The 24,101-nt window shown below is 55.3% G+C and carries 17 protein-coding genes; 11 read left to right on the forward strand and 6 right to left on the reverse strand.

Going from position 1 to position 24,101, the window contains the following annotated elements; translation table 11 throughout:
* Window positions 1–5: 5 nt before the first annotated feature.
* From livM to BUA49_RS05485, 3 genes are all read right to left on the reverse strand, one after another.
* Window positions 6–1,277 (reverse strand): high-affinity branched-chain amino acid ABC transporter permease LivM, encoded by a 1,272-nt coding sequence (livM, locus tag BUA49_RS05475; protein ID WP_072796146.1) that lies wholly within the window; start codon window positions 1,275–1,277, stop codon window positions 6–8.
* Window positions 1,277–2,200 carry a high-affinity branched-chain amino acid ABC transporter permease LivH gene (livH, locus tag BUA49_RS05480; RefSeq protein ID WP_072796148.1) on the reverse strand — a complete coding sequence of 308 codons (924 nt, stop codon included), beginning with the start codon at window positions 2,198–2,200 and terminating at the stop codon, window positions 1,277–1,279. Before livH ends, livM begins: the two co-directional genes overlap by 1 nt.
* A gap of 161 nt (window positions 2,201–2,361) precedes the next feature.
* Complete coding sequence (locus BUA49_RS05485) at window positions 2,362–3,474, reverse strand: branched-chain amino acid ABC transporter substrate-binding protein (protein ID WP_072796150.1); 1,113 nt, start codon at window positions 3,472–3,474, stop codon at window positions 2,362–2,364.
* 326 nt (window positions 3,475–3,800) lie between these two features.
* On the opposite strand from BUA49_RS05485, the gene BUA49_RS05490 reads away from it, so the two are divergent.
* On the forward strand, window positions 3,801–4,295 hold the full coding sequence (locus tag BUA49_RS05490) for a MarR family winged helix-turn-helix transcriptional regulator (RefSeq protein ID WP_072796152.1): 495 nt from the start codon (window positions 3,801–3,803) through the stop codon (window positions 4,293–4,295).
* Between the two features lie 21 nt (window positions 4,296–4,316).
* On the opposite strand, the gene lon is transcribed toward BUA49_RS05490, so the two are convergent.
* Window positions 4,317–6,767 (reverse strand): endopeptidase La, encoded by a 2,451-nt coding sequence (gene lon, locus BUA49_RS05495; RefSeq protein ID WP_072796154.1) that lies wholly within the window; start codon window positions 6,765–6,767, stop codon window positions 4,317–4,319.
* Between the two features lie 165 nt (window positions 6,768–6,932).
* Here lon and BUA49_RS05500 point away from each other — a divergent pair, with 165 nt between their 5' ends.
* Window positions 6,933–7,796, forward strand: coding sequence for a thioredoxin family protein (locus BUA49_RS05500; RefSeq protein ID WP_072796156.1), 864 nt, complete (start codon window positions 6,933–6,935; stop codon window positions 7,794–7,796).
* 108 nt (window positions 7,797–7,904) lie between these two features.
* On the opposite strand, the gene BUA49_RS05505 is transcribed toward BUA49_RS05500, so the two are convergent.
* The gene (locus tag BUA49_RS05505; RefSeq protein ID WP_072796158.1) at window positions 7,905–9,269 is read right to left on the reverse strand and encodes a KamA family radical SAM protein; all 1,365 of its coding nucleotides are present in this window, start codon (window positions 9,267–9,269) and stop codon (window positions 7,905–7,907) included.
* 653 nt (window positions 9,270–9,922) lie between these two features.
* Here BUA49_RS05505 and aceE point away from each other — a divergent pair.
* The 3 genes from aceE (at window position 9,923) to BUA49_RS05520 (ending at window position 14,952) form a co-directional block, all read left to right on the forward strand.
* A complete protein-coding gene (aceE, locus tag BUA49_RS05510) occupies window positions 9,923–12,589 on the forward strand; it encodes a pyruvate dehydrogenase (acetyl-transferring), homodimeric type (protein WP_072796160.1) in 2,667 nt (888 codons plus the stop codon).
* 10 nt (window positions 12,590–12,599) lie between these two features.
* Entirely contained in the window at window positions 12,600–14,276 is a 1,677-nt protein-coding gene (gene aceF / locus BUA49_RS05515) for a dihydrolipoyllysine-residue acetyltransferase (protein WP_072796161.1), read from the forward strand.
* 157 nt (window positions 14,277–14,433) lie between these two features.
* On the forward strand, window positions 14,434–14,952 hold the full coding sequence (locus tag BUA49_RS05520; RefSeq protein ID WP_072796162.1) for a DUF2478 domain-containing protein: 519 nt from the start codon (window positions 14,434–14,436) through the stop codon (window positions 14,950–14,952).
* Between the two features lie 62 nt (window positions 14,953–15,014).
* Here BUA49_RS05520 and BUA49_RS05525 read toward each other — a convergent pair whose 3' ends face one another.
* Complete coding sequence (locus BUA49_RS05525) at window positions 15,015–16,145, reverse strand: DcaP family trimeric outer membrane transporter (protein ID WP_072796163.1); 1,131 nt, start codon at window positions 16,143–16,145, stop codon at window positions 15,015–15,017.
* Window positions 16,146–16,315: 170 nt separating this feature from the next.
* On the opposite strand from BUA49_RS05525, the gene BUA49_RS05530 reads away from it, so the two are divergent.
* The 6 genes from BUA49_RS05530 (at window position 16,316) to astB (ending at window position 24,091) form a co-directional block, all read left to right on the forward strand.
* On the forward strand, window positions 16,316–17,779 hold the full coding sequence (locus tag BUA49_RS05530; RefSeq protein WP_072796164.1) for an exonuclease domain-containing protein: 1,464 nt from the start codon (window positions 16,316–16,318) through the stop codon (window positions 17,777–17,779).
* A gap of 99 nt (window positions 17,780–17,878) precedes the next feature.
* The gene (locus BUA49_RS05535) at window positions 17,879–19,093 is read left to right on the forward strand and encodes an aspartate aminotransferase family protein (protein ID WP_072796165.1); all 1,215 of its coding nucleotides are present in this window, start codon (window positions 17,879–17,881) and stop codon (window positions 19,091–19,093) included.
* Between the two features lie 8 nt (window positions 19,094–19,101).
* Window positions 19,102–20,130 carry an arginine N-succinyltransferase gene (locus BUA49_RS05540; RefSeq protein ID WP_072796166.1) on the forward strand — a complete coding sequence of 343 codons (1,029 nt, stop codon included), beginning with the start codon at window positions 19,102–19,104 and terminating at the stop codon, window positions 20,128–20,130.
* Window positions 20,124–21,188, forward strand: coding sequence for an arginine N-succinyltransferase (astA, locus tag BUA49_RS05545; RefSeq protein WP_072796167.1), 1,065 nt, complete (start codon window positions 20,124–20,126; stop codon window positions 21,186–21,188). The genes BUA49_RS05540 and astA overlap by 7 nt, the downstream gene beginning before the upstream one ends.
* 44 nt (window positions 21,189–21,232) lie before the next feature.
* Window positions 21,233–22,711, forward strand: coding sequence for a succinylglutamate-semialdehyde dehydrogenase (gene astD / locus BUA49_RS05550; protein WP_072796168.1), 1,479 nt, complete (start codon window positions 21,233–21,235; stop codon window positions 22,709–22,711).
* 39 nt (window positions 22,712–22,750) lie between these two features.
* Complete coding sequence (gene astB / locus BUA49_RS05555) at window positions 22,751–24,091, forward strand: N-succinylarginine dihydrolase (RefSeq protein ID WP_072796169.1); 1,341 nt, start codon at window positions 22,751–22,753, stop codon at window positions 24,089–24,091.
* Window positions 24,092–24,101 lie beyond the last annotated feature (10 nt).

Here is a 24,101-nt window from a genome sequence, read left to right on the forward strand (position 1 = left end):
GTCTGTCACTCCTGCTTGTTCAGTTTGATATGTATGCGGCGCATAGGCAGCAGACCCTGTGGTCGCCAGACCATCATCAACACCATGGCAGCACCGAAAATCAACATGCGGTATTCGGAAAACTCCCTTGCCAGTTCCGGCAGAACGGTCACCGCAATCGCCGCCAGTATGACGCCAAGCTGCGACCCCATACCGCCGAGAACCACAATCGCCAGAATGATCGCAGATTCCAGGAACACAAAGGATTCCGGGCTGATAAAGCCTTGCTTGGAGGCAAATACCGTACCTGCAAAACCGGCGAAGAACGCTCCAATGGTGAAGGCTGAGAGCTTGACCGCGGTGCGGCTGAGGCCGAGAGAGCGAGCTGCTATCTCATCTTCCCGCAGGGCCTCCCACGCGCGCCCTACCGGCATGCGCATAAAGCGGCGGATAACCAGAGCGGTGATAACCGCAAGCACCAGGGCAATCAAATACAGAAAAATTATTTTGTGTTCACTGTTGTATGCAATACCAAAGGTTTCATGGAACGACGTATTGCCTTCTTCCTTGACGCGTCGGCCAAACTCCATACCGAACAGAGTGGGGTCAGGAATGCCACCTATGCCATTCGGGCCACCGGTCAGGCTTGTCCAGTTATTAAGCAGGATGCGAATAATTTCGCCAAAGCCAAGGGTGACGATGGCCAGATAATCCCCGCGCAGGCGCAATACTGGAAAGCCCAACAGCAGGCCGAACAGCCCAGCAAGCAAAGCCCCTATGGGCAGAGCCATCCAGAACGAAATGCCTGTGTACTGTGATAACAGGGCGAAGGTGTAGGCGCCAACCGCATAGAAGGCAACATACCCAAGGTCGAGCAGGCCGGCGAGGCCGACGACCACGTTAAGGCCCAGCGCCAGCATGATGTAAATCAGCACCAGTGTGGCCAGATCGACAGAGCCCCGGGAAACAAAAAATGGCCAGAACAGGGCGAGCACGACGAGCCCGGTCATTACCCAGGATTCCAGTTTTACCCGCTTGGATTGCTCCATGGGTTCTTTGTTTGCGAGAGGGTTAAGCTTGGGCAGTGTGCCCAGCACGCTCAAGAGCGAATCACGAAACGCCTGGAATACAAATACTGCAACGGCGGCCAGTGCAATAGCAATGTACGTTGAAGTTTTGGCTCCGGTGAGCGTGATGTTGATGCCCTCGGCTTCCAGATTGAGCCCGAGGATCGGGACAGAAATAATCAGCGTGACAATTGCACAGAACAGCGCGTGTCTATAGTTGTTAGCAGCCATCAGATCTTCTCAACCTCCGGTTTTCCAAGCAGGCCCGTGGGTTTGAACAGCAGAATGAGGATCAGCAAGCCGAAGGAGACAACGTCTTTGTATTCACCGCTGAGATAGCCGGAGGTCATGCTTTCCGACACGCCAAGAATCAGGCCGCCAAGCATTGCACCGGGAATGCTGCCAATGCCACCGAGCACGGCTGCGGTAAAGGCCTTGAGCCCTGCGATAAAGCCGAACAATGGGTCAACCGAGCCGTAATACATGCCCAGGAGCAGGCCAGCAACTGCTGCCAGTGCGGCACCAATTATAAAGGTGGCAGAGATAATACGGTTGGTATCAATGCCCAGCAGGCTGGCCATGCCAAGATCCTGAGAAACTGCCCGGCAGGCGCGGCCGGTACGGGAGCGGGAAATGAACAGCGAGAGTGCCGTCATACAGATCAGCGTGGTCACAAAAATAGTGATCTGCATGTAAGACAGTGACATCTTGAAATGCCCATCAGAGCCAAAATTGAATCCGCCTTCAATAAGTGCCGGAAAGCCAATGTTGCGGGAGCCCTGTGCGAGATGAACGTAGTTCTGCAGGAAGATGGACATACCGATTGCAGAGATCAGCGGGATCAGGCGATGACGGCCGCGCACCGGGCGATAGGCAACCCGTTCCACCGCCCAGCCCATGGTGCTGGAAACGATCATGGCGCATAGAAGCGCAACGATAAGAATCAGAGGGAGCCAGGCAGCGCCGAGAGCTGTCAGGCCTGTAATGGCGATAAGCGCGGTATAGGCGCCGATCATATAGATCTCACCATGGGCAAAGTTGATCATGCCTATGATGCCGTAGACCATCGTGTAACCGATGGCGATCAGGGCATAGGCGCTCCCGATCGTCAGCCCATTGATGAACTGCTGAGAGAAATACAGGAGGTCTTGCATTGTTATTTGACTCCGGATGCCCGCTCCCTCCCCTGAAACACCCCAGACACGGGATAACCGGGCCGAAAGTGAGACAGGATCAAAAGGAGCCTAGAAAAACACCTTCTCCCGGATCGCGGTGAGAAGGTGTTCTCATGATTACCGTTTATTAACGATCAGGCTTAGTTTACCGGAGTTTTGCTGCCATCTGAATGCCATTCGAACACAACAAACTCAAATGACTTCATATCGCCGGCTTTATCGTACTGCACAGTACCGATCGGTGTTTCAAAGCTGCCGCTGCGCAAGGCCGCAGCAACGTCGAACGGGTCTTTCGATTGCGCAGCTTCGATACCGTCAGCAACCAGCTGAACGGCGGCGTAGGAGGTCAGCACGAACGGGCCTGAAGGGTCTTCACCCTTGGCTTCGAATGCCTTTACCAGATCCTGGTTTTCTGCTTTTTCGTTGAAGCTTGGTGGCAGGGTTACCAGAAGCCCTTCAGCGGCTTCACCCGCAATGGTGTTGATGTCTTTGTTACCAACACCTTCAGGACCCATGAATTTGGCATCCAGGCCTGCCTGACGCGCCTGGCGCAGGATGAGGCCCAGCTCAGGGTGATAGCCACCATAGTACACGAAATCCACATTGGCTTGCTTGAGCTTGGTTACCAGGGATGAGAAGTCTTTGGCGCCGGCGGTAACACCTTCAAACATGGCAATTTCGATGCCTTTGTCTTTCAGCGTGTCACGGACTGCAGTCGCAATGCCCTCACCGTACTGCTGCTTATCGTGAATGATCGCAACACTCTTCGGGTTCTGGCTCGCGATGTAGTTCCCGGCAACCGGGCCTTGCATGCTGTCGAGGCCAATGGTGCGGAAGATCAGCTCATAACCACGCTCGGTGATCTCCGGGCTGGTTGAGGCTGGTGTTATCATCAGAATGCCTTCGTCCTCATAAATGTCTGAGGCGGGCTGGGTCGAGCTGGAGCAGAGGTGGCCGATAACATATCGGACGCCGTCGTTAACCAGTCGGTTTGCGACCGTAACGGCCTGCTTGGGGTCACACACGTCATCGTATTCTACGGCGACGAGCTTCTCGCCCATCACGCCGCCTTTGGCGTTGATCCGCTCAATGGCCATACGCGCGCCGGAGAACTGCATGTCACCATATTGGGCAACGGGCCCGGTCATTGGGCCTGCGATACCGATCTGAATTTCCGCGGCTGCGTGGCCGGCGCCCATGAGGGCAACAGTAGCGCTAACGGCGGTTACGAGTTTTTTCAGTGAAGTTGTCATTATGTCTATCCTGTTTGGTTCAGGGTTATTCTTATGTTCTCAGAGTGCTAAACAAACACTACACATCCTGCCTTGTCAAGCTAGCCTGAGGCTTCTTTGATTATTTGACATTCTCCGGTTCAAGCTTTGGTGCTGTCGGGATGATCCGGGAACGCCAGTGTGCGGAAGCTGTCTTGGTCATGCAACTTTTCGAAGCTGGCATCGACCAACGCACCGCCTTGAGTTCATCTGAGGGGAAACCGCTACTTGCATTCGAGGGTGCGAGGACCTCTAATAGTTAGTGGTGTAAACAAAAAGTCGGAAGGCTTCAGCGGAGCAGTAACACAGTGAACAATCATGAGCATGTTCTGGTGGCACTCAGACGTGTTATCCGGGCAACGGATCTTCATTCCAAGCGTCTTAGCAAGAATGCCGGGCTTACTGGCCCGCAACTATTGATCATGCGGACAATCCGGGATCTGGGTGAGGTTACCATCGGCACCATCGCCGACAAGGTCAGCCTCAGCCAGGCCACGGTTACGACCATCCTCGATCGCCTGGAGCACCGGCAATTGGTCTACCGTGTTCGCAGCACGCAGGACAAGCGCAAGGTTCACGCGCACTTGACCGAGGATGGTGCGGACATACTTTCCCGTGCCCCGAACCCTCTGCAGGAAGACTTCATCAAGAAGTTCCAGAATCTTCATGAGTGGGAACAGAACATGATCCTCGCGTCTCTTCAGCGTGTCGCGAACATGATGGATGCTGACGACATAGACGCATCACCCGTGCTCGACGTCGGCCCTGTGCTGAAGGACGATGGCTGGAAAGAAAAGGCGTAAGCCTTTTCTTTCTCCATCGCTTCAGTGCACGGAGGAGCCTGTGCGGGGCTTATTGCCAAAGCACACCTGAAACACATCGTTGTAATGCTTGGCGAAGTTGACGGTCAGGCCTTCCCGGAGATAATCCGGCAGCTCCTCGTAATCCCCGCGGTTCGCTTCAGGCAGAATCAGGTTGCTGATTTTCTGCCGACGGGCTGCGATGACTTTCTCGCGTATGCCTCCCACGGGAAGAACCTGGCCGGTGAGTGTCAGCTCGCCGGTCATTGCCGTATTTTGCTGAGGCGCTTCCCTGCGGGCGATAGACAGCAGGGCCGTTGCCATAGTGACGCCGGCACTGGGGCCGTCCTTGGGTGTTGCACCTTCCGGTACATGCAGGTGCACGAAGGATTTATCGAAAAAACCAGGGTCGCCCTTGAACCGCTTCAGGTTTGAGCAGATGTAGCTGTAGGCGATTTCTGCCGATTCTTTCATTACATCACCCAGCTGGCCGGTCAGTTTGAAGCCACGCTGGCTGGTGTGCACCCGGGTGGCTTCTATGTTGAGTGTTACGCCGCCCATGGCAGTCCAGGCGAGGCCGGTTACCACTCCAACACCCTTGAGTGATTTCTCTTTCCGGAACGCCGGTTGTCCCAGATATTCCTGCAGGTCTGCTACGCCTACCTTCACTGGTTCGTCCGGGGCTTCCAGTAGTTTTACGATGCCTTTGCGCATGACTTTGTGCAGTAGCTTTTCCAGATTCCGGACGCCCGCTTCACGGGCATAGCCCTCGATTACCTGCCGGATCGCGGCATCGCTAATGTTGAATTGCTTCTTCAGAAGCCCGGCCCGCTTCAGCAGGCGCGGCAATAAATGATGCTTCGCGATGGCCAGCTTTTCTTCGCCGATATAGCCAGACAGACGGATCACATCCATACGGTCCAGAAGCGGCCGGGGAATGGTATCGAGCTGGTTGGCCGTGCAGATGAACAACACCTTGGACAGGTCCATGCGGACATCCAGGTAGTGATCCAGAAACTCCTTGTTCTGCTCCGGGTCCAGAGTTTCCAGAAGGGCAGAGGCGGGGTCACCCTGATAGGAGGCGCCGATTTTGTCGATCTCGTCGAGCATGATTACCGGGTTGGCTACCTTGGTGTCTTTCAGGGCCTGCACAAACTTGCCGGGCATGGCGCCGATATAGGTGCGCCTGTGGCCTTTGATCTCAGCCTCATCGCGCATGCCGCCCACGCTGAACCGATAGAACTTGCGCCCGAGAGCATCCGCCACGGAATGGCCAATGGAGGTTTTACCAACGCCCGGCGGGCCAACGAGCAGAAGAATTGACCCGCTGACTTCGCCTTTGAATGTGCCTTCTGCAAGGAACTCGATAATTCGATCTTTTACATCGCCAAGGCCATCGTGATCCTGATCCAGGATACGGCGACCCTCTGCCAGATCAAACTGATCCTCAGAGTGCTGGCCCCAGGGCACCTGCGTCAGCCAATCCAGATAATTGCGGGTAACACCATACTCCGGCGAACCCTGCTCCAGAATTTGCAGCTTCTGCAACTCCTCGTCAAAACGCTCTTGCACTGCCTCAGGCGGGTTCAACTCCGCCATTCGGTTTTCAAAGCGCTCGGCATCCGCCGTTTTATCGTCCTTCGACATGCCCAGCTCGCGCTGGATAACTTTTAGCTGTTCTTTCAGGAAGAAATCACGCTGGTGCTTCTGTACCTTCTCATTCACTTCTTCGCTGATTTCAGACTGCAGGCGTGCCACTTCCAGTTCTTTGCGCATCAATAGAAGTACTTTCTCCATGCGCCTCAGCAAGGGTAATGTGCTAAGGATGTCTTGCAGTTCCTTGCCGGGGGCGCTGGTCATGGAGGCGCCAAAATCTGTAAGAGGGGAGCTGTCTTCCGGGCCAAAGCGCGAAAGGTACTGTTTTACTTCCTCGCCATACAGCGGGTTGGTGCGAAGGAGTTCTTTGATCGCACTGATGATCGCCAGAGTATAGGCTTTGGTTTCATCAGCATCTTCTTCAGGCTCTTGCGGGTACTCAACCTCCACCAGATACGGAGGCTTGCGGCGTAACCACTGCACAATACGAAAACGCTGCAGACCCTGTGCAATAAACTGAACATTGCCGTCTTTATTCTGTGCGTGATGAACGCGCACAGCGCAGCCAACGGTAGCCAGCTCGCTGCTCTGGGGTACGTTTTGCCCGGACTGTTGATCATCGACAAAACAGATCCCCAGCATTTTGTGGTCAGTTTCACTCACGCGTTTGAGTGTCTCCTGCCACGGGTTCTGATTGACCATGACAGGCTGCACCTGTGCCGGGAAAAACGGCCGGTTTGACACGGGCAGCACATACATCCGCTTGGGCATGGATTGCTGGGGCAAAGCCAGGTCTTTGCTGTGTTCGTTTTTGCCGATGTATTCGGTAACGTCTTCCTCGAAATCTTCCAGCGAGTCTTTGCCGTTGTCGTGATTCATGCGGTATCTGCTTCCTGAAGAGAGGAGTGTCTTCCCACTAACTAGAGCCTAAAGTCATATTTTCAAGCATAGGTGCGGTTAATACCTTGATTTGAGACTCTTGAATTCCGAGGCCGGGTGCCCCATCTAGGCACTAACCAACAATGAACATTTCAGGTGCCCGACATGAGCAGCTCTCCCCATATATTTGAAGCCACCATGGAAAACTTTCAGCAAGAGGTCATGGATGCATCCTCGTCCGCACCCGTGCTTGTGGATGTATGGGCTGAATGGTGTGCGCCTTGTAAACAGCTTATGCCCCTGTTGGAAAAGCTGGTAAACGAATACCAGGGTGCATTCCGGCTTGCCAAAGTGAATGCGGATGAGCAGGAACAGCTCACATCCAGCCTGGGTGTGCGCAGCCTGCCCACGATTATTCTTGTGAAAGATGGCCAGGCTGTGGATGGCTTTAACTCAGCCCTGCCAGAGAGCGAAATCCGCAAGGTGCTGGAGAAGCACGTGGCGCTGCCTGAGGAGGATCCGTACGAGAAGGCTCATCGCATCTGGGACGAAGGCGATACCGACGGCGCGCTGGGTATTCTTACCGAGATGAACCAAAAAGATCCGGAGAACCTGAAGGTGCTGATCGACCTTGCCCAGCTGAAAGCCGAAGCCGGTGATCTTGAAACCGCTGAGCAGGTTCTTGAAAGCTTGCCGCCGGAGGAAAAACTGCAACACCAGGCAAAACAGCTGGCAGCCAGAATAAAGTTTCTGAAGCAGTCTGCAGAGTTGCCGCCCGTGAAGGATCTGGAAATGGCACTGGAGCAGGATCCGAAAGATCCCAATGCTTTGCACTTGCTGGCACTTCATAATGTGTTGCTGGAAAAAAATGCTGAAGCGATGGAGTTACTGATTCGGCTGATGCGTGTAGACAGCAAGTACAAGGATGAAGTTGCCAGAACCACGTTGGTTGAGCTGTTTGAGAAACTGGGTAATAACAATCCGGATGTGCGTACCTATCGGCGTAAGCTCTATACGATGATGCATTGATCCGGGACCCGACAGGGTAAAAACAAGTCAGGAGAAAGTGTGCCCGACTTGTAGCGTTTCTAAAAGCCGGGCGCGATGCCCGGGTTTTAGAAGTTGTGTGGCTAATGCCTATCCGTTCCCTCTTTTCATCTGCTCAAACTCCTCTTCAAAGAAGAACTTCTCCTCTCCGAACGCAGGCTCCAGCTCGTGCAGCCAGGTGGCTGTCTCACTGTACTTGGCAAAGAACGGACGCTGCACCCAGTCCGGGTTACGGCCCTGCAGGAAGCGCAGCACAAAGACTTTCTCGCCGTGAACCTCAGCTATCCCCTGAATCTCCACCTTGCCAGGGCCGGCACTCATGCTGGGGCCGCGGGCGGTGCGTGCCAGGCCGCTGACTTTTTTCATGGCTTCGCGGTAAATCTGGAAGGCTTCCGCAAGGGGCACTTCAAAGTAGTTCTTGGCGCCGGTGTCGCGCTCTACAAACATGTAGTAAGGAATGATGCCGAGTTGGACTTCCTTCTTCCAGAGCTTGGCCCAGGCATCTGCGTCATCGTTCACGTGTTTGATCAGCGGGCCTTGCGCGCGGATTTCGGCGCCGGTAGCGCGGATACGGCGGATGGCCTCTTCGGCGATGTCGGTGGTGATTTCCTGCCAGTGGTTGTAATGCGCCATGATCGCAACATGCTTGCCTGCGTCCACAAGTCTCGCGAACAGGTCGATCAGCTCATCTGCATCCTTGTCGGTCACGAAACGGTATGGCCAGAAGGTCAGGGCCTTGGTGCCGATGCGGATGGTCTGGATGTGATCGAACTCTGGCTGTAGCAGTGGTTCAAGGTACTGAACCAGGCTCTTGGTTTTCATTACCATGGGATCGCCACCGGTGACCAGAAGATCGGTTACTTCGGTGTGCTCCTGCAGATAGCCATGCAGTTTCCCGGCCTCGGTGCTGGACATCTTCAGGTCTTTATCGCCCACGAACTGCGCCCAGCGGAAACAGAAAGTGCAATAAGAGTGGCAGGTCTGGCCCTGGGCAGGGAAGAACAGCACTGTCTCGCGGTACTTGTGCTGTACACCGTCGAGAACTTCGCCTTCCAGCTCTGGCATGTTCATTTCCATCTGGCCGGCTGGGTGAGGGTTCAGTTCCTCGCGGATTTCTTTTGCGACCGCCTGAATCTCCTTTTTCTCGGCACCTTCCCGGTGCATCCTGGCCATGCGTTCGAAATGCTCGTCTTTCAGCATGCCTTTTTGTGGGAAGACCAGCTGATAGATGGGATCGTTGGGCACCTTGTCCCAGTTGATCAGTTCGTTGATCACATACTCATTCACCCGGAAGGGCAGCACGCTTGCAACCACCTTCATCTCAAACAGGGTGTCCTCGGGGAGGTTTTGTATTATCTCGATCTTGTCTAGCTGGCGGTCTGTGTAAACCTTGAAGCGTCGTTCCTCGAATTCTGCGGTGGGAATCCGATTGGGAAAGGTGACGATGGAGTTCATGGCTCGCCCTCTGTGGTTGAAAGTATGAAATGTCAGGAGGGCAAAATTGATGCCGCTCCGGTGGTCAAAAAATGGGCAGGCGAGTATACATAAATTGGCGTTTAGTTTCAGGTCTAATTAAAAAGTCGGGAGAGGTGTGTAAAAGGTTTTCCATTTTTATTTTAACAGCATGAAATTAAAGAAAAAATAATGTCAGTCATTCACAAGAGCTTGCGTCCATATCATTTAGCACGGTAATGAAAAAATAAACGCTTCAACGACTACGACGATGGTCTGAGTCTGGTTGTTTGGTGTTCTAAAAAAAGGCATTATTACGTAACTAATCGTAATTATCTTTATGGTTTGTCAGAAGGTTTCACGTTTCGGTCAGAGTTCTTGGGTTGTTCGTAGTAAAAATACTACGGAAATCTGGTTTTGACTGGCAAGCCTTTGGCGGGTTCTGGTCAGAAACTGGTCATTCCGCCGTGGAGTCGGGCGGTAAAAGTGTAAAAGCTGTTCTATGCTTGATGAACACAGTTTGTGCCGTTGGCCGGTGCATCTTCCGGCAGATTACTCATTGCAAAGAAGCTGTATTTTCGCAGCTCATCGATACCGCAAGCGCGGATGCCGGTCTCGGCACCTGCTGCACTTTTTGATGTGAAGGGGGAGGTTTGATGTACCAGGATGATGATCCCATTGAAACCGGTGAATGGCTTGACGCGCTAGAGTCACTGATCGAGAACGAAGGTATAGACCGGGTAAAGTACATTCTGGAGCGGCTCTCTGAGCGCGCCAGTCGGGATGGCACCGAGCTGCCCTATGCAATAACCACACCGTTCCGGAACACCATCCCGCTCGCGCAGGAAGCGCGCATGCCGGGTGATCTGTTCATGGAGCGTCGTATTCGCTCGCTGATTCGCTGGAACGCGATGGCCATGGTGGTGCGCGCCAACAAGCGCCCGGGCGACCTGGGTGGCCACATTTCCACGTTCTCTTCGGCGGCCACTCTGTACGATGTCGGCTTCAACTATTTCTTCCACGGCGGTGATGAAGAGCGCGAGTCAGACCTTGTGTATTTCCAGGGTCACGCTTCGCCGGGCATTTACGCCCGTTCCTATCTGGAAGGCAGGTTTGAAGAGTCGCAACTGGACAAGTATCGCGAAGAAGTCGACGGCGGCGGTTTGTCATCTTACCCGCACCCATGGCTGATGCCGGACTACTGGCAGTTTCCTACGGTGTCTATGGGGCTGGGGCCGATTCAGGCCATTTATCAGGCGCACATCATGAAGTATCTCGACAGCCGCGAGCTGGTCGAGATGGGAAATCGCAAAGTGTGGTGCTTTGTGGGAGACGGCGAAACCGATGAGCCGGAAACCTTGGGTTGTATATCTAAAGCCGGTCGCGAAAATCTCGATAACCTGGTGTTTGTAGTGAACTGCAACCTGCAACGCCTGGACGGCCCGGTGCGCGGCAATGGCAAAATTATCCAGGAACTGGAAGGCTCCTTCCGCGGTGCTGGCTGGAACGTGATCAAAGTGGTTTGGGGTCGCATGTGGGACCCGCTGTTCGAGCAGGATGAAGACGGCACCCTGCAGCGCGCCATGGATGAAGTGGTTGACGGCGAGCTGCAGAGTTTTACCAACGGTGGTCCAGCGGCAACGCGCAAACAGTTCTTCGGCAAGTATCCGAAGCTTGCCAAGATGATTGAAAACTGGACTGACGACGACATCAAAAAACTCAATCGTGGCGGCCACGACCCGTACAAGGTTTATGCGGCTTACAAAAAAGCGGCCACACAAGCCAATGGGAAGCCGACCGTGATTCTGGCCCACACCATCAAAGGTTATGGCTTTGGTGCTGCTGGCGAGGCTACCAACACGGCTCACTCGCTGAAAAAGCTGGATACCGAAACCCTGAAAGACTTCCGCGATCGCTTTGCGATTCCGCTGAAAGACGAAGAGTTGGACGACGTGCCTTACTACCGTCCGGCGCCAGACAGTCCGGAGCTGGTGTACATGAAGAAGCGCCGGCAGGATCTGGGTGGCTTCTATCCCAAGCGTCGCAAAGACAGCCAGCCGCTGCAGATTCCCGACCTGAGCATTTTCAAGCAGGTGCTGGAAGGCTCCAACGGCCGTGAAATTTCCACCACCATGTCGTTCGTGCGCATTCTGAGTGCGTTGGTGAAAGATAAGCGTGTGGGCAAGCGGGTAGTGCCGATTGTGCCGGATGAGGCCCGTACCTTTGGCATGGAAGGCATGTTCCGCCAGCTGGGTATTTATACCTCGGAAGGCCAGAAGTACGTGCCGCAGGATCGCGACCAGATCATGTATTACCGTGAGGACAAAAAAGGTCAGATCCTGCAGGAAGGCATTAACGAAGGCGGTTCCATGGCTGCCTGGATTGCGGCTGCCACGTCTTACAGCAACAACAACTTTCCGCTGATTCCGTTTTACGCATTTTATTCCATGTTTGGCTTCCAGCGCGTTGGCGATCTGGCTTGGGCGGCCGGTGATATGCAGGCCCGGGGTTTCCTGATTGGCGGCACTGCCGGGCGCACCACGCTGAACGGCGAGGGCCTGCAGCACCAGGACGGTCACAGCCATATTCTGGCCAACACCATTCCTAACTGCAAAGCCTACGATCCGGCTTACGCCTATGAAATGGCGGTGGTGATTCATCACGGCATGAAGGAGATGTACGAAGACAACATAAACGTCTACTACTACATCACCATGGAGAACGAGAACTACGTTCAGCCGGCGATGCCTGAAGGGTGTGAAGATGGCATCATCAAGGGCATGTACAAGTTCAGCTCGGTGGAAGCCAAAGGCAAGAGCAAGACCAAACAGCGGGTTCAGCTGCTGGGCTCCGGCGCCATTCTGAACGAGGTCAATGCTGCGGCCGATCTGCTGAAAGACGACTGGGGTGTCAGCTCTGACGTGTGGAGTGTAACCAGCTTTAACGAACTGGCCCGCGACGGCCAGCACGTAGAGCGTTGGAATCTGATGCACCCGGATGACCAGGGGCGTAAAGCCTATGTAACCCAGTGTCTGGAAAATCAGGTTGGCCCGGTTGTGTCTTCCACTGACTACGTCAAGCTGCATTCCGAACAGCTGCGTGCGTTTATCCCCAAAACCTTCCTGACCTTGGGTACGGATGGCTTTGGCCGCAGCGACACCCGTGAAAAACTGCGTGATTTCTTTGAGGTTGATCGCTACCACGTTGCCGTAGCGGCGTTGTCCGCTCTGGCCAAAGACGGCGAGATCAAGCACGAGCAGGTTCTTGAAGCCATGCGCAAGTACGGAATCGATCGCAATACACCGAACCCGGCGCACCGCTAAGGAGACCGCTATGAGCGAACAGGAAATCAGGGTTCCCGATTTAGGCGGGGCAGACGAAGTTGAGGTTATTGAACTTCTGGTAAGCGCCGGCGATTCGGTTGAAGCAGAAGATCCGATTCTGACCGTGGAGACCGATAAAGCCTCTGTAGAGCTGCCATCCCCCGGCGCTGGCAAGATCATCAAGCTCACCGTAAAGGTAGGTGACAAGGTGAAAGAAGGCGACGTCGTGGGCGTGATCGAATCCAGCGGCGGTTCCGATGACTCTGTTGAAGATTCGGGTGATGAGCCGGAAGCGAAAACCGAGGAAAAGCCGGAGAAAAAACCCAGCTCCAAAAGCCAGGATGAACCGGAACAGAGCAAGCCCGCACCGAAGAAAAAGTCCGGAGGCTCCCGCAACGAAACCGTGCTGGTTCCGCCCCTGGATGGCATGGAGAATGTGCCGGTTATCGAAATCAACGTATCTGAAGGCGATACCGTTGAGGCTGATGATGCCTTGGTAACCGTTGAGTCCGATAAGGCTTCCATGGAAATCCCGTCGCCTTATAGCGGCAAAGTGGTCAAAATTCTGGTGGCCGAAGGCGACAAGTTGTCTGAGGGCGACAAGCTTCTGGAGTTGACCGTTGCCGAAGACGGCGGCGAAGAAGACGACGAGCAAGATGAGGCGCCCGTTGACTCTGGCCAGGAGGCAAAGCCTGAGCCTAAAACAGGTGAGAAAGCGCAGCAGAAAGAACCAACGCTACAGTCGCAGACCTCAGCTGACGAGCCGCCTGCGCCGGGCGCCAAGGTTCATGCCGGCCCTGCGGTGCGCAAGCTGGCCCGGGAATTGGGTGCAGACATGACCCGCATCAAGGGTTCTGGGCCAAAAAGCCGGATCCTGAAAGACGATGTGCAGGCTTATGTGAAGAACCAGCTGCAACAGGCTCAGCAGGGCAGCGCTGTGGCAACCGGTTCTGGTATTCCGGGCGTTAAGCTGCCGGACTTCAGTCAGTTTGGTGACATTGAGAAAGAAACAATGTCGCGAATGATGGCGGTTACGGCTGCGAATATGCAGCGTAGCTGGCTGAACGTGCCCCACGTGACCCAGTTTGAGGACGCGGACATCACCGATATGGAGGCGTTCCGCAAATCCCAGAAAGCGGCCGGTGAGAAAAAGGGTGTGAAAATGACGCCGCTGCCGTTCCTGCTGAAGGCCTGTGCAACTGCGCTGTCAGAACTGCCGCAGTTTAATGTGTCTCTGGACATGGAGCGCAAAGAGGTGGTTCGCAAGCACTACATTCACATTGGTATTGCTGTGGATACGCCGAACGGGCTGATGGTTCCGGTGATTCGCGATGTGGACAAGAAGGGCCTCTGGGAACTGGCGGCAGAAAGCGCAGAGCTTGCCCAGAAAGCCCGGGACAAGAAGTTGAAACCGGCAGAGATGCAGGGTGCCTGTTTTACCATCACAAGCCTGGGTGGTATCGGCGGCACGGCGTTTACACCAATCGTGAATGCTCCGGAGGTGGCGATTCTTGGTGTCTCCAAGGCGGCGATGAAGCCGGTGTGGGACGGTAGCGAGTTCCAGCCAAGGCTGCTGCTGCCGCTGTCGCTGTCCTACGATCATCGTGCGGTGAACGGCGCCGATGCGGCGCGATTCACTTCGTTGCTTGGCCAGCTGCTTGGAGATATTCGTACCTTGCTGCTGTAGATCTGCATTGCAGGTTCCTGATCCAGCGCAACAGGACGCTGGCTGAAACCGGCTAGACTGGGCGTATGTAAAGTGCAAAAGGGGTGCAGAGCAATCTGCACCCCTTTTTTCGTAGTGTAGTCAGAGTGTAAGCAGGGCTTTCCTGTTAGGAGCGTGTATGGGCACAGAGTTTAACTTGGCAGCCATTATCTACGATAGTAACGACCAGCACGTTGATGCACTGCTGCATAGCGTTGCAGCGAGACTCAACGGCCGTGGCGACAGAGTGGCCGGGTTGGCCATGGTATTAAATGAGCAGGGCTTGCGGCGTAAGCCTATGGCGCTGCAGGATCTGGAGACTGGCCGGGAATATTCCATTGCCCAGAACCTGGGAAAAGAATCGCAATCCTGTTGCCTGGACCCTTATGGTCTGGCAGAGGCGACCGGGGCGCTGCGCGCTTTGCTGGAACAGCCGCCCAAATTGGCAATCGTGAACCGGTTTGGTCAGCAGGAAATAGGTGGTAAAGGATGTCGTGCTGAGTTTCTGCAACTACTTGATGCGGGCATACCCGTTTTGACGGTGGTGAAGCGTAAATTTGTCACGCAGTGGCATGAGTTCAGTGGTGGGGAAGCGGTTGATCTGCCGTTTTCTGAGGCGGCGGTGCAGCAGTGGTGTGATGAGGTTTTGAACAAGTAAGGCCAGAAACAAATACGCCCCGGAAATCCGGGGCGTATGAGTGTTTTGCTTAACAGTACGGTTTAGAAGCTGTACTGCGCTGCGAACATCAGACGATTTGCGTCTGCAGAGTCGCCTGCAACGGTTTCCTGATCGAAGTAACCGTATTCAACGCCCATCATCACGTTTTTGACCGGTGTCCACATATAGTTGACGAACATGTTCTGGTTGGTTTCTGGTGCGCCATTGGTCAGCGAAGAATTTGCAATCGCGTCGTCCAGATCCATTTTCGTCATGCCATAGGCGACGTTGATGCTGCGGCCGCCACCCAGTGCCATGCTGACACCGACGTTACCACCATAAGCTGCGATGGTTTCGATGCTGTTCCCGTCCATGTATGCGCTTGGGCCATAGTAGTTGCTGCCGGAGCGCCACAGATAGCCGGTAGCACCATCGGTGTAGTTAAGTGTGCCCTGAACAGAAAACATGTCGCTCAGTTTCAGCTTGAGACCACCGGCTACCGCATAGCCCATGGCGCTGTCATCGGTGGTACCGTCGTCGGATGTGACCTGGTTTACAACCGCTGATGCAGCATACGAAAGCGCATCTGTGGACTGTTGAAAGCGGGCCGTTAGCGCCGGCGCCGAAGTGCGGCCTTGGCCGTCAACGGTTGCTTGCGCGCTCGGATCCTCGATAGAGAAGGACATCGGACCAGTGGTGTAACGAAGCTGCTCGGTACGATCCCAGCTGCCGAAGCTACCTGCGATACCGTCGAAATCCAGAGTCGGGGTATTGCTTACGAAGCTGATAGAGTTAGACCAGGTGCGACCAGCCAGAAACCCCATGTATTCGCCGTATGCATGACGCATACGAAGGCTGCCAGCGCCGTTGCCGGAGCCGCGGAAGTCACCTTCAACGGTGATGGCTACGCCGGAAGCGTGATTGATTTTGATGCCCACACGGCTTTGCTGAACGTCAGCGCCGAAGTGCCCGGTAATATCTTCGTTAGCAGATGGGCTAAACGTACCTGCGCGAGTAGATACCGCACGGTTACCATCCAGATCATAGCTCATGTTCAGGCGGGCGTAACCATAGAGGCTGGCTTCAACGTCGTCGCCAACGTTCAGGCTCACGGCATTCGCTTGGCCAGCTATACTCAGCACGGCCGCAGCCGCTGTTGCACGAATGGCCATTCTTAATTTGTTGCTTTGCATTGTTGTTGTCTCCACGCATTAGACAATTATTTTTGTAGGACCCGCAGACAAGATAGTTACCATTGCATGACAATTCAAATAAATTTGCGCAATAGTTAGACGAAGGTCTATGGAATGTTTTCTTTTCTATACAGATGCCTGCGTGTTCCTTTCAGCATTAAGATGATTTTATGACGTCCAAAAGTACCCATCTCAGACAAACCACGTTTGCGTTTCTCGATATCGAGACTACCGGCGGCAATTCGTCCCACGACCGCATTACCGAGATCGGAATCCGCTTCTGGCGCGCGGGTGAGACGGTGGGGGAGTGGCAAACGTTGCTGAGCCCGGGTGCCCGCATTTCTCCTTTCATCGAGCAATTGACGGGTATTTCCAACGAAATGGTCTCCGGCGCGCCACCGTTTGAAGCGGTGGCCGATATTTTGGAAGAAAAGCTGCGGGGTACAGTGTTTGTCGCCCACAATGCGCGCTTTGATTACGGTTTTATTAAATCGGAGTTCCGCAGGCTGGGGCGCCTGTTTTCTGCACGAGTGCTGTGCACAGTGAAGCTTTCCCGGCGGCTGTATCCTGAATATCGCCGACACAACATGGATGCGCTGATTGAGCGCCACGGGCTGGAGCAGGTGCAGCGGCACCGGGCCATGGGGGATGTCTCTGCAATGCTGGCATTCTTTACTCATGCGCTGGCAGAGAAGGGTGATACGGAACTTGAGGAGGCTGTTGCCGCGCTGTTGCAACGGCCGAGCATTCCCTCGCACCTGCCTCTGGATACCTTGAGCGATTTGCCGCAGAACCCGGGCGTTTACCGGTTCTACGGTGAGAACGATGTGCTTTTATATGTCGGAAAGAGCACCAACATCGCACAGCGGGTGGCTTCGCACTTTTCCGGGGATCACAACACAAGTCGCGGTGTACGGATTTCAGAAAGCCTGCGCCGGGTGGAGTGCACCGAAACCGCCGGCGAACTCGGGGCCTTGCTGTTGGAGCTCCGACAGATCAAAACCCTGAATCCTCTTTTTAACCGCCGCTCCCGCGCAGCCAAAAACCTGGTGAGTGTTGAACTGGCCTCAAACGAGTCCGGCTACCTGCAGGCGCGGCTGGTTCGGGAAATTGAGCCGCACCAGCTGGGAAATTACTTCGGGCTGTTTCGCAGCAAGCGGGATGCCGAGCGGGCGTTAAGTGGAATTGCTGCAAAAAATGAGCTGTGCAACCGACTGCTGGGTCTTGAGCCGGAACATGAGGGCCCCTGTTTCCAACGCGCGCTGGGGCGATGCAAAGGCGCCTGTGAGGGCACCGAGGATGTCGCTCGCTACAACCTTCGGGTGCAGATTGCCTTCCACGAGCTGCGTTTGCGAACCTGGCCATGGAAAGGGCCGGTAGCGATTGTGGAGCGCCGGGAAAATCAGATGAAGCCTGATATTCTGGTGGTCTACAACTGGATGCATGTTGCCACGCTGCACGATGAGCAGGAGCTCCATGATTTGTCACTGCGAGGCCAGTCCATAACGTTTGATCTGGACTCTTACAAACTGCTGGTCAAGGCGCTGATGGCGCCGCGCAGGAGCCAGGGCCGGAAGGCATATTCGGTGATTGAACTGTCTGCGATTGGTGAGCCGGATGTGCTTATGCCCTGAGTGGCGTATCATGAGCCATCGATCCGCACACCTACGTACTTGCCCACGACGGCAATTCTACTATTTTTACTGGCTTAACTGCTTTTCTGAGAGAGATCTATGCACAAAGAACCTGTCAGCCGCGAACTTTTTGATGAAGTTATGGTACCCAACTACGCCCCCGGTTCGATTATTCCGGTGCGAGGCGAGGGTTCCCGAATCTGGGATCAGGACGGCCGTGAGTTTATAGATCTGCAGGGTGGTATTGCCGTGAATTGCCTTGGGCATTCACACCCAGGGCTGGTTCGAGCGCTCCAGGAGCAGTCAGAGAAGATCTGGCACCTCTCCAATGTGATGACCAACGAGCCGGCTCTGCGGCTGGCGAAAACACTCTGCGACCTGACCTTTGCTGAAAGGGTATTTTTTGCCAACTCCGGAGGCGAGGCCAACGAAGCGGCGTTCAAACTGGCGCGCCGTTATAGCTGGGAACACTCCGGGCCGGAAAAGCACGAGATCATTTCCTTCAAAAACGCATTCCACGGTCGCACTCTGTTCACCGTGAGTGTGGGCGGCCAACCAAAATATCTTGAGGGCTTTGAGCCGGCGCCGGGTGGCATTCACCATGCCGACTTCAATGATCTCGAATCTGTAAAGAAACTGATCTCGAAGGAAAAAACCTGCGCTGTCGTTGTGGAGCCCATTCAGGGCGAAGGTGGCGTAATGCCAGGGGACCCCGAGTTTCTGAAGGGTTTGCGTCAGCTCTGTGATGACAACGATGCGCTGCTCGTTTTTGATGAGGTTCAGTCCGGTGTGGGCCGTACTGGCCATCTTTATGCCTATCAGATGTACGGAGTGGTGCCGGACATTCTTACCAGCGCCAAGGGCCTGGGCGGTGGTTTCCCGGTTGCCGCCATGCTGACCACGGCAAAAGTTGCGGCCAGTCTCGGGGTCGGTACCCATGGCAGCACCTATGGTGGCAACGCGCTCGCCTGCGCCGTTGCCCAGAAGGTCATCGATACGGTGAGTCAGCCGGATATCCTCAAAGGGGTGAAGGCTCGCTCCGATTATCTGCGCAAAGGCATGATGGATATCGGGAAGCGCTACGGTATCTTCAGTGAGGTTCGCGGAGCCGGACTTCTGTTGGGCTGTGTGCTGACTGAGAAATGGCAGGGTAAGGCCAAGGAATTCCTGAATGCAGGTCTGGATGAAGGCGTAATGGTGTTGATCGCAGGCGCCGATGTGATTCGACTGGCGCCCTCGCTGATTATCCCGGACACCGATATTGATGAGGCGCTTGAGCGCTTTGAAGCAGCGGTGAAGAAACTTACCACCTAGGAGTTTTTATGTGGCTGGTACGTCCGGCACTATTGGATGACGTGAACCAGATACTTGAGATTGCGGGCGCTGCCGGTTCAGAAACCGCGCGCCTCTCATCCACGCTGCCCAGGCAGCACGAAGCTCTTGCGGAAAAAATAGAACACTCACTTGCCTCTCTTGCCGGTAAAGCCACAGCCGGTGGTCAGCCGCCACGGTTCCTGTTTGTGCTGGAAGACACGGTCACCGGCAGGATTCACGGCACGGCGGGTATCGATGCCCGTGCTGGTAACGGCCAGCCGTTTTATAACTATCGCCGCGATGCGCTTATTCATGCGTCCCACGAGCTAGGTATCTCCAGCCGGGTAGACGTTCTTTACCCCAGCCATGCGCTGACCGATCACACGTTGCTTTGCTCATTTTCCATCACGCCCGAGCTGCGTAATACCGAGGCGTTTGAGCTGCTATCCAGAGCCCGGATACTGTTCATTGCCGGGCATCGCGACTGGTTCGCTCAGCATATTACGGTGGAGATCCAGGGCGTTCAGCTTGCGGATGGCGGCGTTCCTTTCTGGGACAGTCTGGGGCGTCATTTTTTCAATATGGATTTTGAGACAGCTGATCAGCACTCCGGCGTGCTCAGTAGAACCTTTATTGCTGAACTCATGCCGCCCAATCCGATCTATGTCACCTTGCTTTCCGAGGCCGCGCAGGCGGCACTTGGCCAGCCCCATGAGCTGACCGTGCCGAATCTTGAGCTGCTGCAACGGGAAGGATTTCAGGCTGGCTGCTATCTGGACATCTTCGACGCCGGGCCGGTACTTGAGGCGCGCACAGATGCCTTGCATACACTGGTCACCAGTCGCTCCAAAACCTTGCATGGTGCCAGCGAAGAAGGCGGAGACACCTGCCTGATTTCTGCGGGTGAGGGTGCCGGGTTCCGTTGTACCCTGGCCCCGGTTGCCGATACGCTTGAGGGCACCCTCAAGGTGCCGGTGAGCATCTGGGAGCTGCTGGACAAGACAGCCGGTGACGAAGTGAGGGTAGCGCCATGTTAGTGATCCGCCCGCTTCAGGATACCGATCTTGACGATCTTTACGCCATGGCACAGAAGGCCGGTAAGGGGCTGACCACGCTGCCTGCCGATCGAGACCTGTTGCAGCGCAAGATCAACCTTGCCCGGGAAACCTTCAATCAGCGCTGTGCTCCGGAAGCGGGTCTTTATCTGTTTGCTCTGGAGGATACGGTAACCAAAAAAGCTGTGGGTATTAGTGGCATTCAGGCACGGGTCGGTCTGGATGAGGTGTTCTACAACTACCGGCTCAGCGTTACGGTAAACGCCTCCAAGGAGTTGGGCGTTCATGTGCGGACGCCAACACTGCACCTCTCAAACGATATGACAGACACCAGTGAGATTTGCTCCCTGCTGCTCTCCGATGAGTACCAGGGCGGTGGGAACGGACTGCTACTCTCGCGCTGTCGCTTCATGTATCTGGATGAGTTCCATAAGCACTTTTCTGAAAAAGTATTTGCGGAAATGCGCGGAGTATCTGATGAACAGGGTCTGAGCCCGCTTTGGGATGCACTGGGCAGCAAGTTCTTTGATATGGAGTTTACGGAAGCGGACATGCTCTCCGGGCTTGGCAACAAAGCGTTTATTGCGGAGCTGATGCCCAAATACCCGATTTATCTGCCCATGTTGCCGGATTCGGCGCGGGCGGTTATCGGCCGGGTTCATGGCAATACGGCTCCGGCGCTGAAGATGCTGCAGGCGGAAGGGTTTAACTTCAACGGCATGGTGGACATATTTGATGGTGGTCCGGTGGTTGAAGCGTTCGTAAACACAATTCGTACGGTTCGCGACAGCAGGAATCGCCACGCCATGGTAACCCGCAATGCCGTTAACCTTGATGTGCCGGCTGCGGAACGGGTGATGGTGTCCAATCGCTCGTTCCGTAATTTCCGGGTAACGACGGTGCCCGCCAGTTGCGTTGGCACCGACACAATCAGCTTGTCACCGGCTGTGGCGGAAGCCTTACAGATTGAATCGGGAGACCCGGTGCGGCTGGCCCCTCTGAAGGATAGAGGAAAGTGGAAAGCACAGCGGCAGAGATAGCAGGCGGAAATCTGAAAAATTCCAGTAACGGGAGATGTAGTTATATGGCAAATCTGACAGGCGAACTGTTTATCGGCGGGCTTTGGCTTCAGGGCCACGGCGACGCGTTTGAGTCGGTTCAGCCCGTTACCGGCGATACCATCTGGGAAGGTACCGGCGCCAGCCTTGCGGATGTGGATGCGGCAGCGCGTGAGGCTCGGGCCGCCTTCCTGAAATGGCGGCGCAAGAGCTTTGCCGAGCGCCAGGCTGTGGTTGAGGCTTTTGGCGATCTTCTGGAAACCAACAAGGAGGAGCTTGCCCATCAGATTGGTCTGGAGACCGGCAAGCCCCTGTGGGAGTCTCGCACGGAAGTGGCGGCGATGATCGGCAAGATAGGCATCTCTGTGAAAGCCTATAACGATCGCACCGGGCACTCTGAATCCGACATGGCAGGTGGTCACGCGGTGCTGCGGCATCGCCCCCACGGTGTTGTTGCTGTGTTTGGGCCCTATAATTTCCCCGGACACCTTCCCAATGGCCATATTGTGCCGGCTCTGCTTGCAGGCAATACGGTCATATTCAAACCCAGCGAGCTGACGCCCGGCGTTGCGGAGCTGACGGTTAAACTCTGGGAAAAAGCCGGTCTGCCGGACGGCGTGATCAGTCTGGTTCAAGGTGCTGCCGATACCGGCAAGTCGCTTGCCAGTCACCCGATGATTGATGGCCTGTTCTTTACCGGTAGCTCAACGGTTGGCCATTTGCTGCATCAGCAGCTTGGCGGTCAGCCAGAAAAAATTCTTGCTTTGGAAATGGGCGGTAATAACCCGCTGATTGTTCAGGATGTTGCGGATGTGGATGGCGCTGTGCACCACGCCCTGCAATCGGCGTTTCTGTCGGCTGGCCAGCGTTGTACCTGCGCCCGGCGTTTACTGGTTCCCAAAGGCAAAAAGGGCGATGAATTTCTGGATCGCCTGGTGGCTGTGTCTGCCCGTATTCAGGTGGGAGAGTTTGATGCCAAGCCCCAGCCATTCATGGGTTCGGTTATTTCCGCGCAAGCGGCCGGAAAACTCCTGGCTGCCCAGGCAGACATGCTGGAGAAAGGTGCGACGTCTCTATTGGAAATGAAACAGATCAAACCAGACACAGGCCTCCTCTCCCCGGGGATTGTGGATGTAACCGGGCTGGAGTTGCCTGATGAAGAGTTCTTCGGGCCACTGCTCACGGTTTATCGTTACAAGAGTTTTGACCATGCTTTGGAGCTCGCCAATAACACCCGCTACGGGCTTTCGGCGGGCCTGCTTTCCGACGACCGAAAGCTTTACGAGCGGTTGCTGGAAGAGGCCAGGGCGGGCATTGTGAACTGGAACCGTCCGCTGACCGGGGCTAGCAGCGCTGCGCCCTTTGGTGGAGTGGGCGCCAGTGGTAACCATCGCGCCAGCGCCTATTATGCGGCGGATTACTGTGCCTGGCCCATGGCATCTCTTGAGTCTGGCAAAAGCGAAGTGCCGGAGAGCCTGGCACCGGGCCTGAATTTTGATGCCTGAGTTTTATTTTCTAAACCCGGACGGACGGTAGCCGAAGTCATGGTAAAGCATGCGGTAGAAGCAAATTTTGATGGCCTGGTTGGCCCCACCCACAATTACGCGGGCCTGTCCTGGGGTAACGTGGCATCGAAATCCAATGTGAACGCGGTATCCAATCCCCGTGAGGCGGCACTTCAGGGGCTGGAAAAAATGAAACGCCTGGCTGACCGAGGTTATGTTCAAGGCATTTTGCCTCCCCATGAGCGCCCTCATATCCCATCCCTCAGAGCGCTCGGGTTCAGCGGCACGGATGCACAGATTCTGGAGCGGGCAGCAAAGTCCAGTCCGTCGATTCTGGCGGCCGTGTCTTCGGCTTCCTCTATGTGGACAGCCAATGCCGCAACCGTTTCACCCAGTGCTGATACCGCAGATCACAGGGTGAATTTTACGCCTGCCAATCTGAGCGCCAAGTTCCACCGTTCCATTGAGCATGCCGTGACTGGCCGCACTCTGAAGTCCATCTTCGCGGATGAGGGGTATTTTGCCCATCACCCCGCACTGCCTTCGGTCAGCCATTTTGGCGATGAGGGCGCGGCCAATCACACCCGGCTTTGTGGCCATTACGGAGAGCCGGGTGTGGAGCTGTTTGTGTATGGTCGGGCAGCGTTCAACGAACAGGCACCGGCTCCGGAAAAATACCCGGCCCGGCAGACCCTGGAGGCCTCAAAGGCCATTGCCCGCCTGCACGGCCTGAAAGACGGGAATCGGGTGTTTGCCCAGCAGAACCCGGCCGCCATTGATGCCGGGGTATTCCATAACGACGTTATTGCTGTGGGCAACGGCAACACGCTGTTCTACCACGACATGGCATTCCTGAACGAAGAGCAGGTGTTATCAGATATCCGTTCCCGCCTGACCGGAACTGAACTGGAGGCTGTTCGTGTGAGCAGTGCAGAGGTGCCGCTGGAGGATGCAGTGGCCTCATATCTGTTCAACAGTCAGCTGCTGAATACGCCCGATGGCATGCTGCTGGCGGTTCCGGGCGAGTGCAGGGAAGTGGCGTCTGTCAGTCAGTATCTGGATAAGCTGCTTGCTGCTGGCGGGCCGATTACGGCGGTTGAAGTGTTTGATGTGAAGCAGTCCATGCGCAATGGCGGCGGCCCTGCTTGCCTGCGTTTGCGTGTGGTTCTGAATGATGACGAGCTGCAGGCCATGCATCGCGGCGTGATTATTACCGATGCGCTATACGAGCGCCTGACCACTTGGGTTGAAGCCCATTACCGTGATCGGCTCGCCCGGGAAGATCTGGCCGACTCGATGCTGCTGGATGAAGTGCGCAAAGCGCTGGATGAGCTGACCGGTATTCTGGGGTTGGGCTCTATCTACGACTTCCAGATTTAGGCGCTTTCAA

The organism is Marinobacter antarcticus (assembly GCF_900142385.1).
Classification (GTDB): Bacteria; Pseudomonadota; Gammaproteobacteria; order Pseudomonadales; family Oleiphilaceae; genus Marinobacter; species Marinobacter antarcticus.

What these genes read in the sequence shown, in the direction of transcription:
- livH (WP_072796148.1), bottom strand. Translation starts at nt 2,200, where the DNA reads ATGCAAGACCTCCTGTATTTCTCTCAGCAGTTCATCAATGGGCTGACG.
- BUA49_RS05485 (WP_072796150.1), bottom strand. Translation starts at nt 3,474, where the DNA reads ATGACAACTTCACTGAAAAAACTCGTAACCGCCGTTAGCGCTACTGTT.
- BUA49_RS05535 (WP_072796165.1), top strand. Translation starts at nt 17,879, where the DNA reads ATGCACAAAGAACCTGTCAGCCGCGAACTTTTTGATGAAGTTATGGTA.
- astB (WP_072796169.1), top strand. Translation starts at nt 22,751, where the DNA reads ATGGTAAAGCATGCGGTAGAAGCAAATTTTGATGGCCTGGTTGGCCCC.
- lon (WP_072796154.1), bottom strand. Translation starts at nt 6,767, where the DNA reads ATGAATCACGACAACGGCAAAGACTCGCTGGAAGATTTCGAGGAAGAC.
- BUA49_RS05540 (WP_072796166.1), top strand. Translation starts at nt 19,102, where the DNA reads ATGTGGCTGGTACGTCCGGCACTATTGGATGACGTGAACCAGATACTT.
- BUA49_RS05520 (WP_072796162.1), top strand. Translation starts at nt 14,434, where the DNA reads ATGGGCACAGAGTTTAACTTGGCAGCCATTATCTACGATAGTAACGAC.
- BUA49_RS05530 (WP_072796164.1), top strand. Translation starts at nt 16,316, where the DNA reads ATGACGTCCAAAAGTACCCATCTCAGACAAACCACGTTTGCGTTTCTC.
- livM (WP_072796146.1), bottom strand. Translation starts at nt 1,277, where the DNA reads ATGGCTGCTAACAACTATAGACACGCGCTGTTCTGTGCAATTGTCACG.
- BUA49_RS05525 (WP_072796163.1), bottom strand. Translation starts at nt 16,145, where the DNA reads ATGCAAAGCAACAAATTAAGAATGGCCATTCGTGCAACAGCGGCTGCG.
- BUA49_RS05500 (WP_072796156.1), top strand. Translation starts at nt 6,933, where the DNA reads ATGAGCAGCTCTCCCCATATATTTGAAGCCACCATGGAAAACTTTCAG.
- aceE (WP_072796160.1), top strand. Translation starts at nt 9,923, where the DNA reads ATGTACCAGGATGATGATCCCATTGAAACCGGTGAATGGCTTGACGCG.
- astD (WP_072796168.1), top strand. Translation starts at nt 21,233, where the DNA reads ATGGCAAATCTGACAGGCGAACTGTTTATCGGCGGGCTTTGGCTTCAG.
- aceF (WP_072796161.1), top strand. Translation starts at nt 12,600, where the DNA reads ATGAGCGAACAGGAAATCAGGGTTCCCGATTTAGGCGGGGCAGACGAA.
- BUA49_RS05505 (WP_072796158.1), bottom strand. Translation starts at nt 9,269, where the DNA reads ATGAACTCCATCGTCACCTTTCCCAATCGGATTCCCACCGCAGAATTC.
- astA (WP_072796167.1), top strand. Translation starts at nt 20,124, where the DNA reads ATGTTAGTGATCCGCCCGCTTCAGGATACCGATCTTGACGATCTTTAC.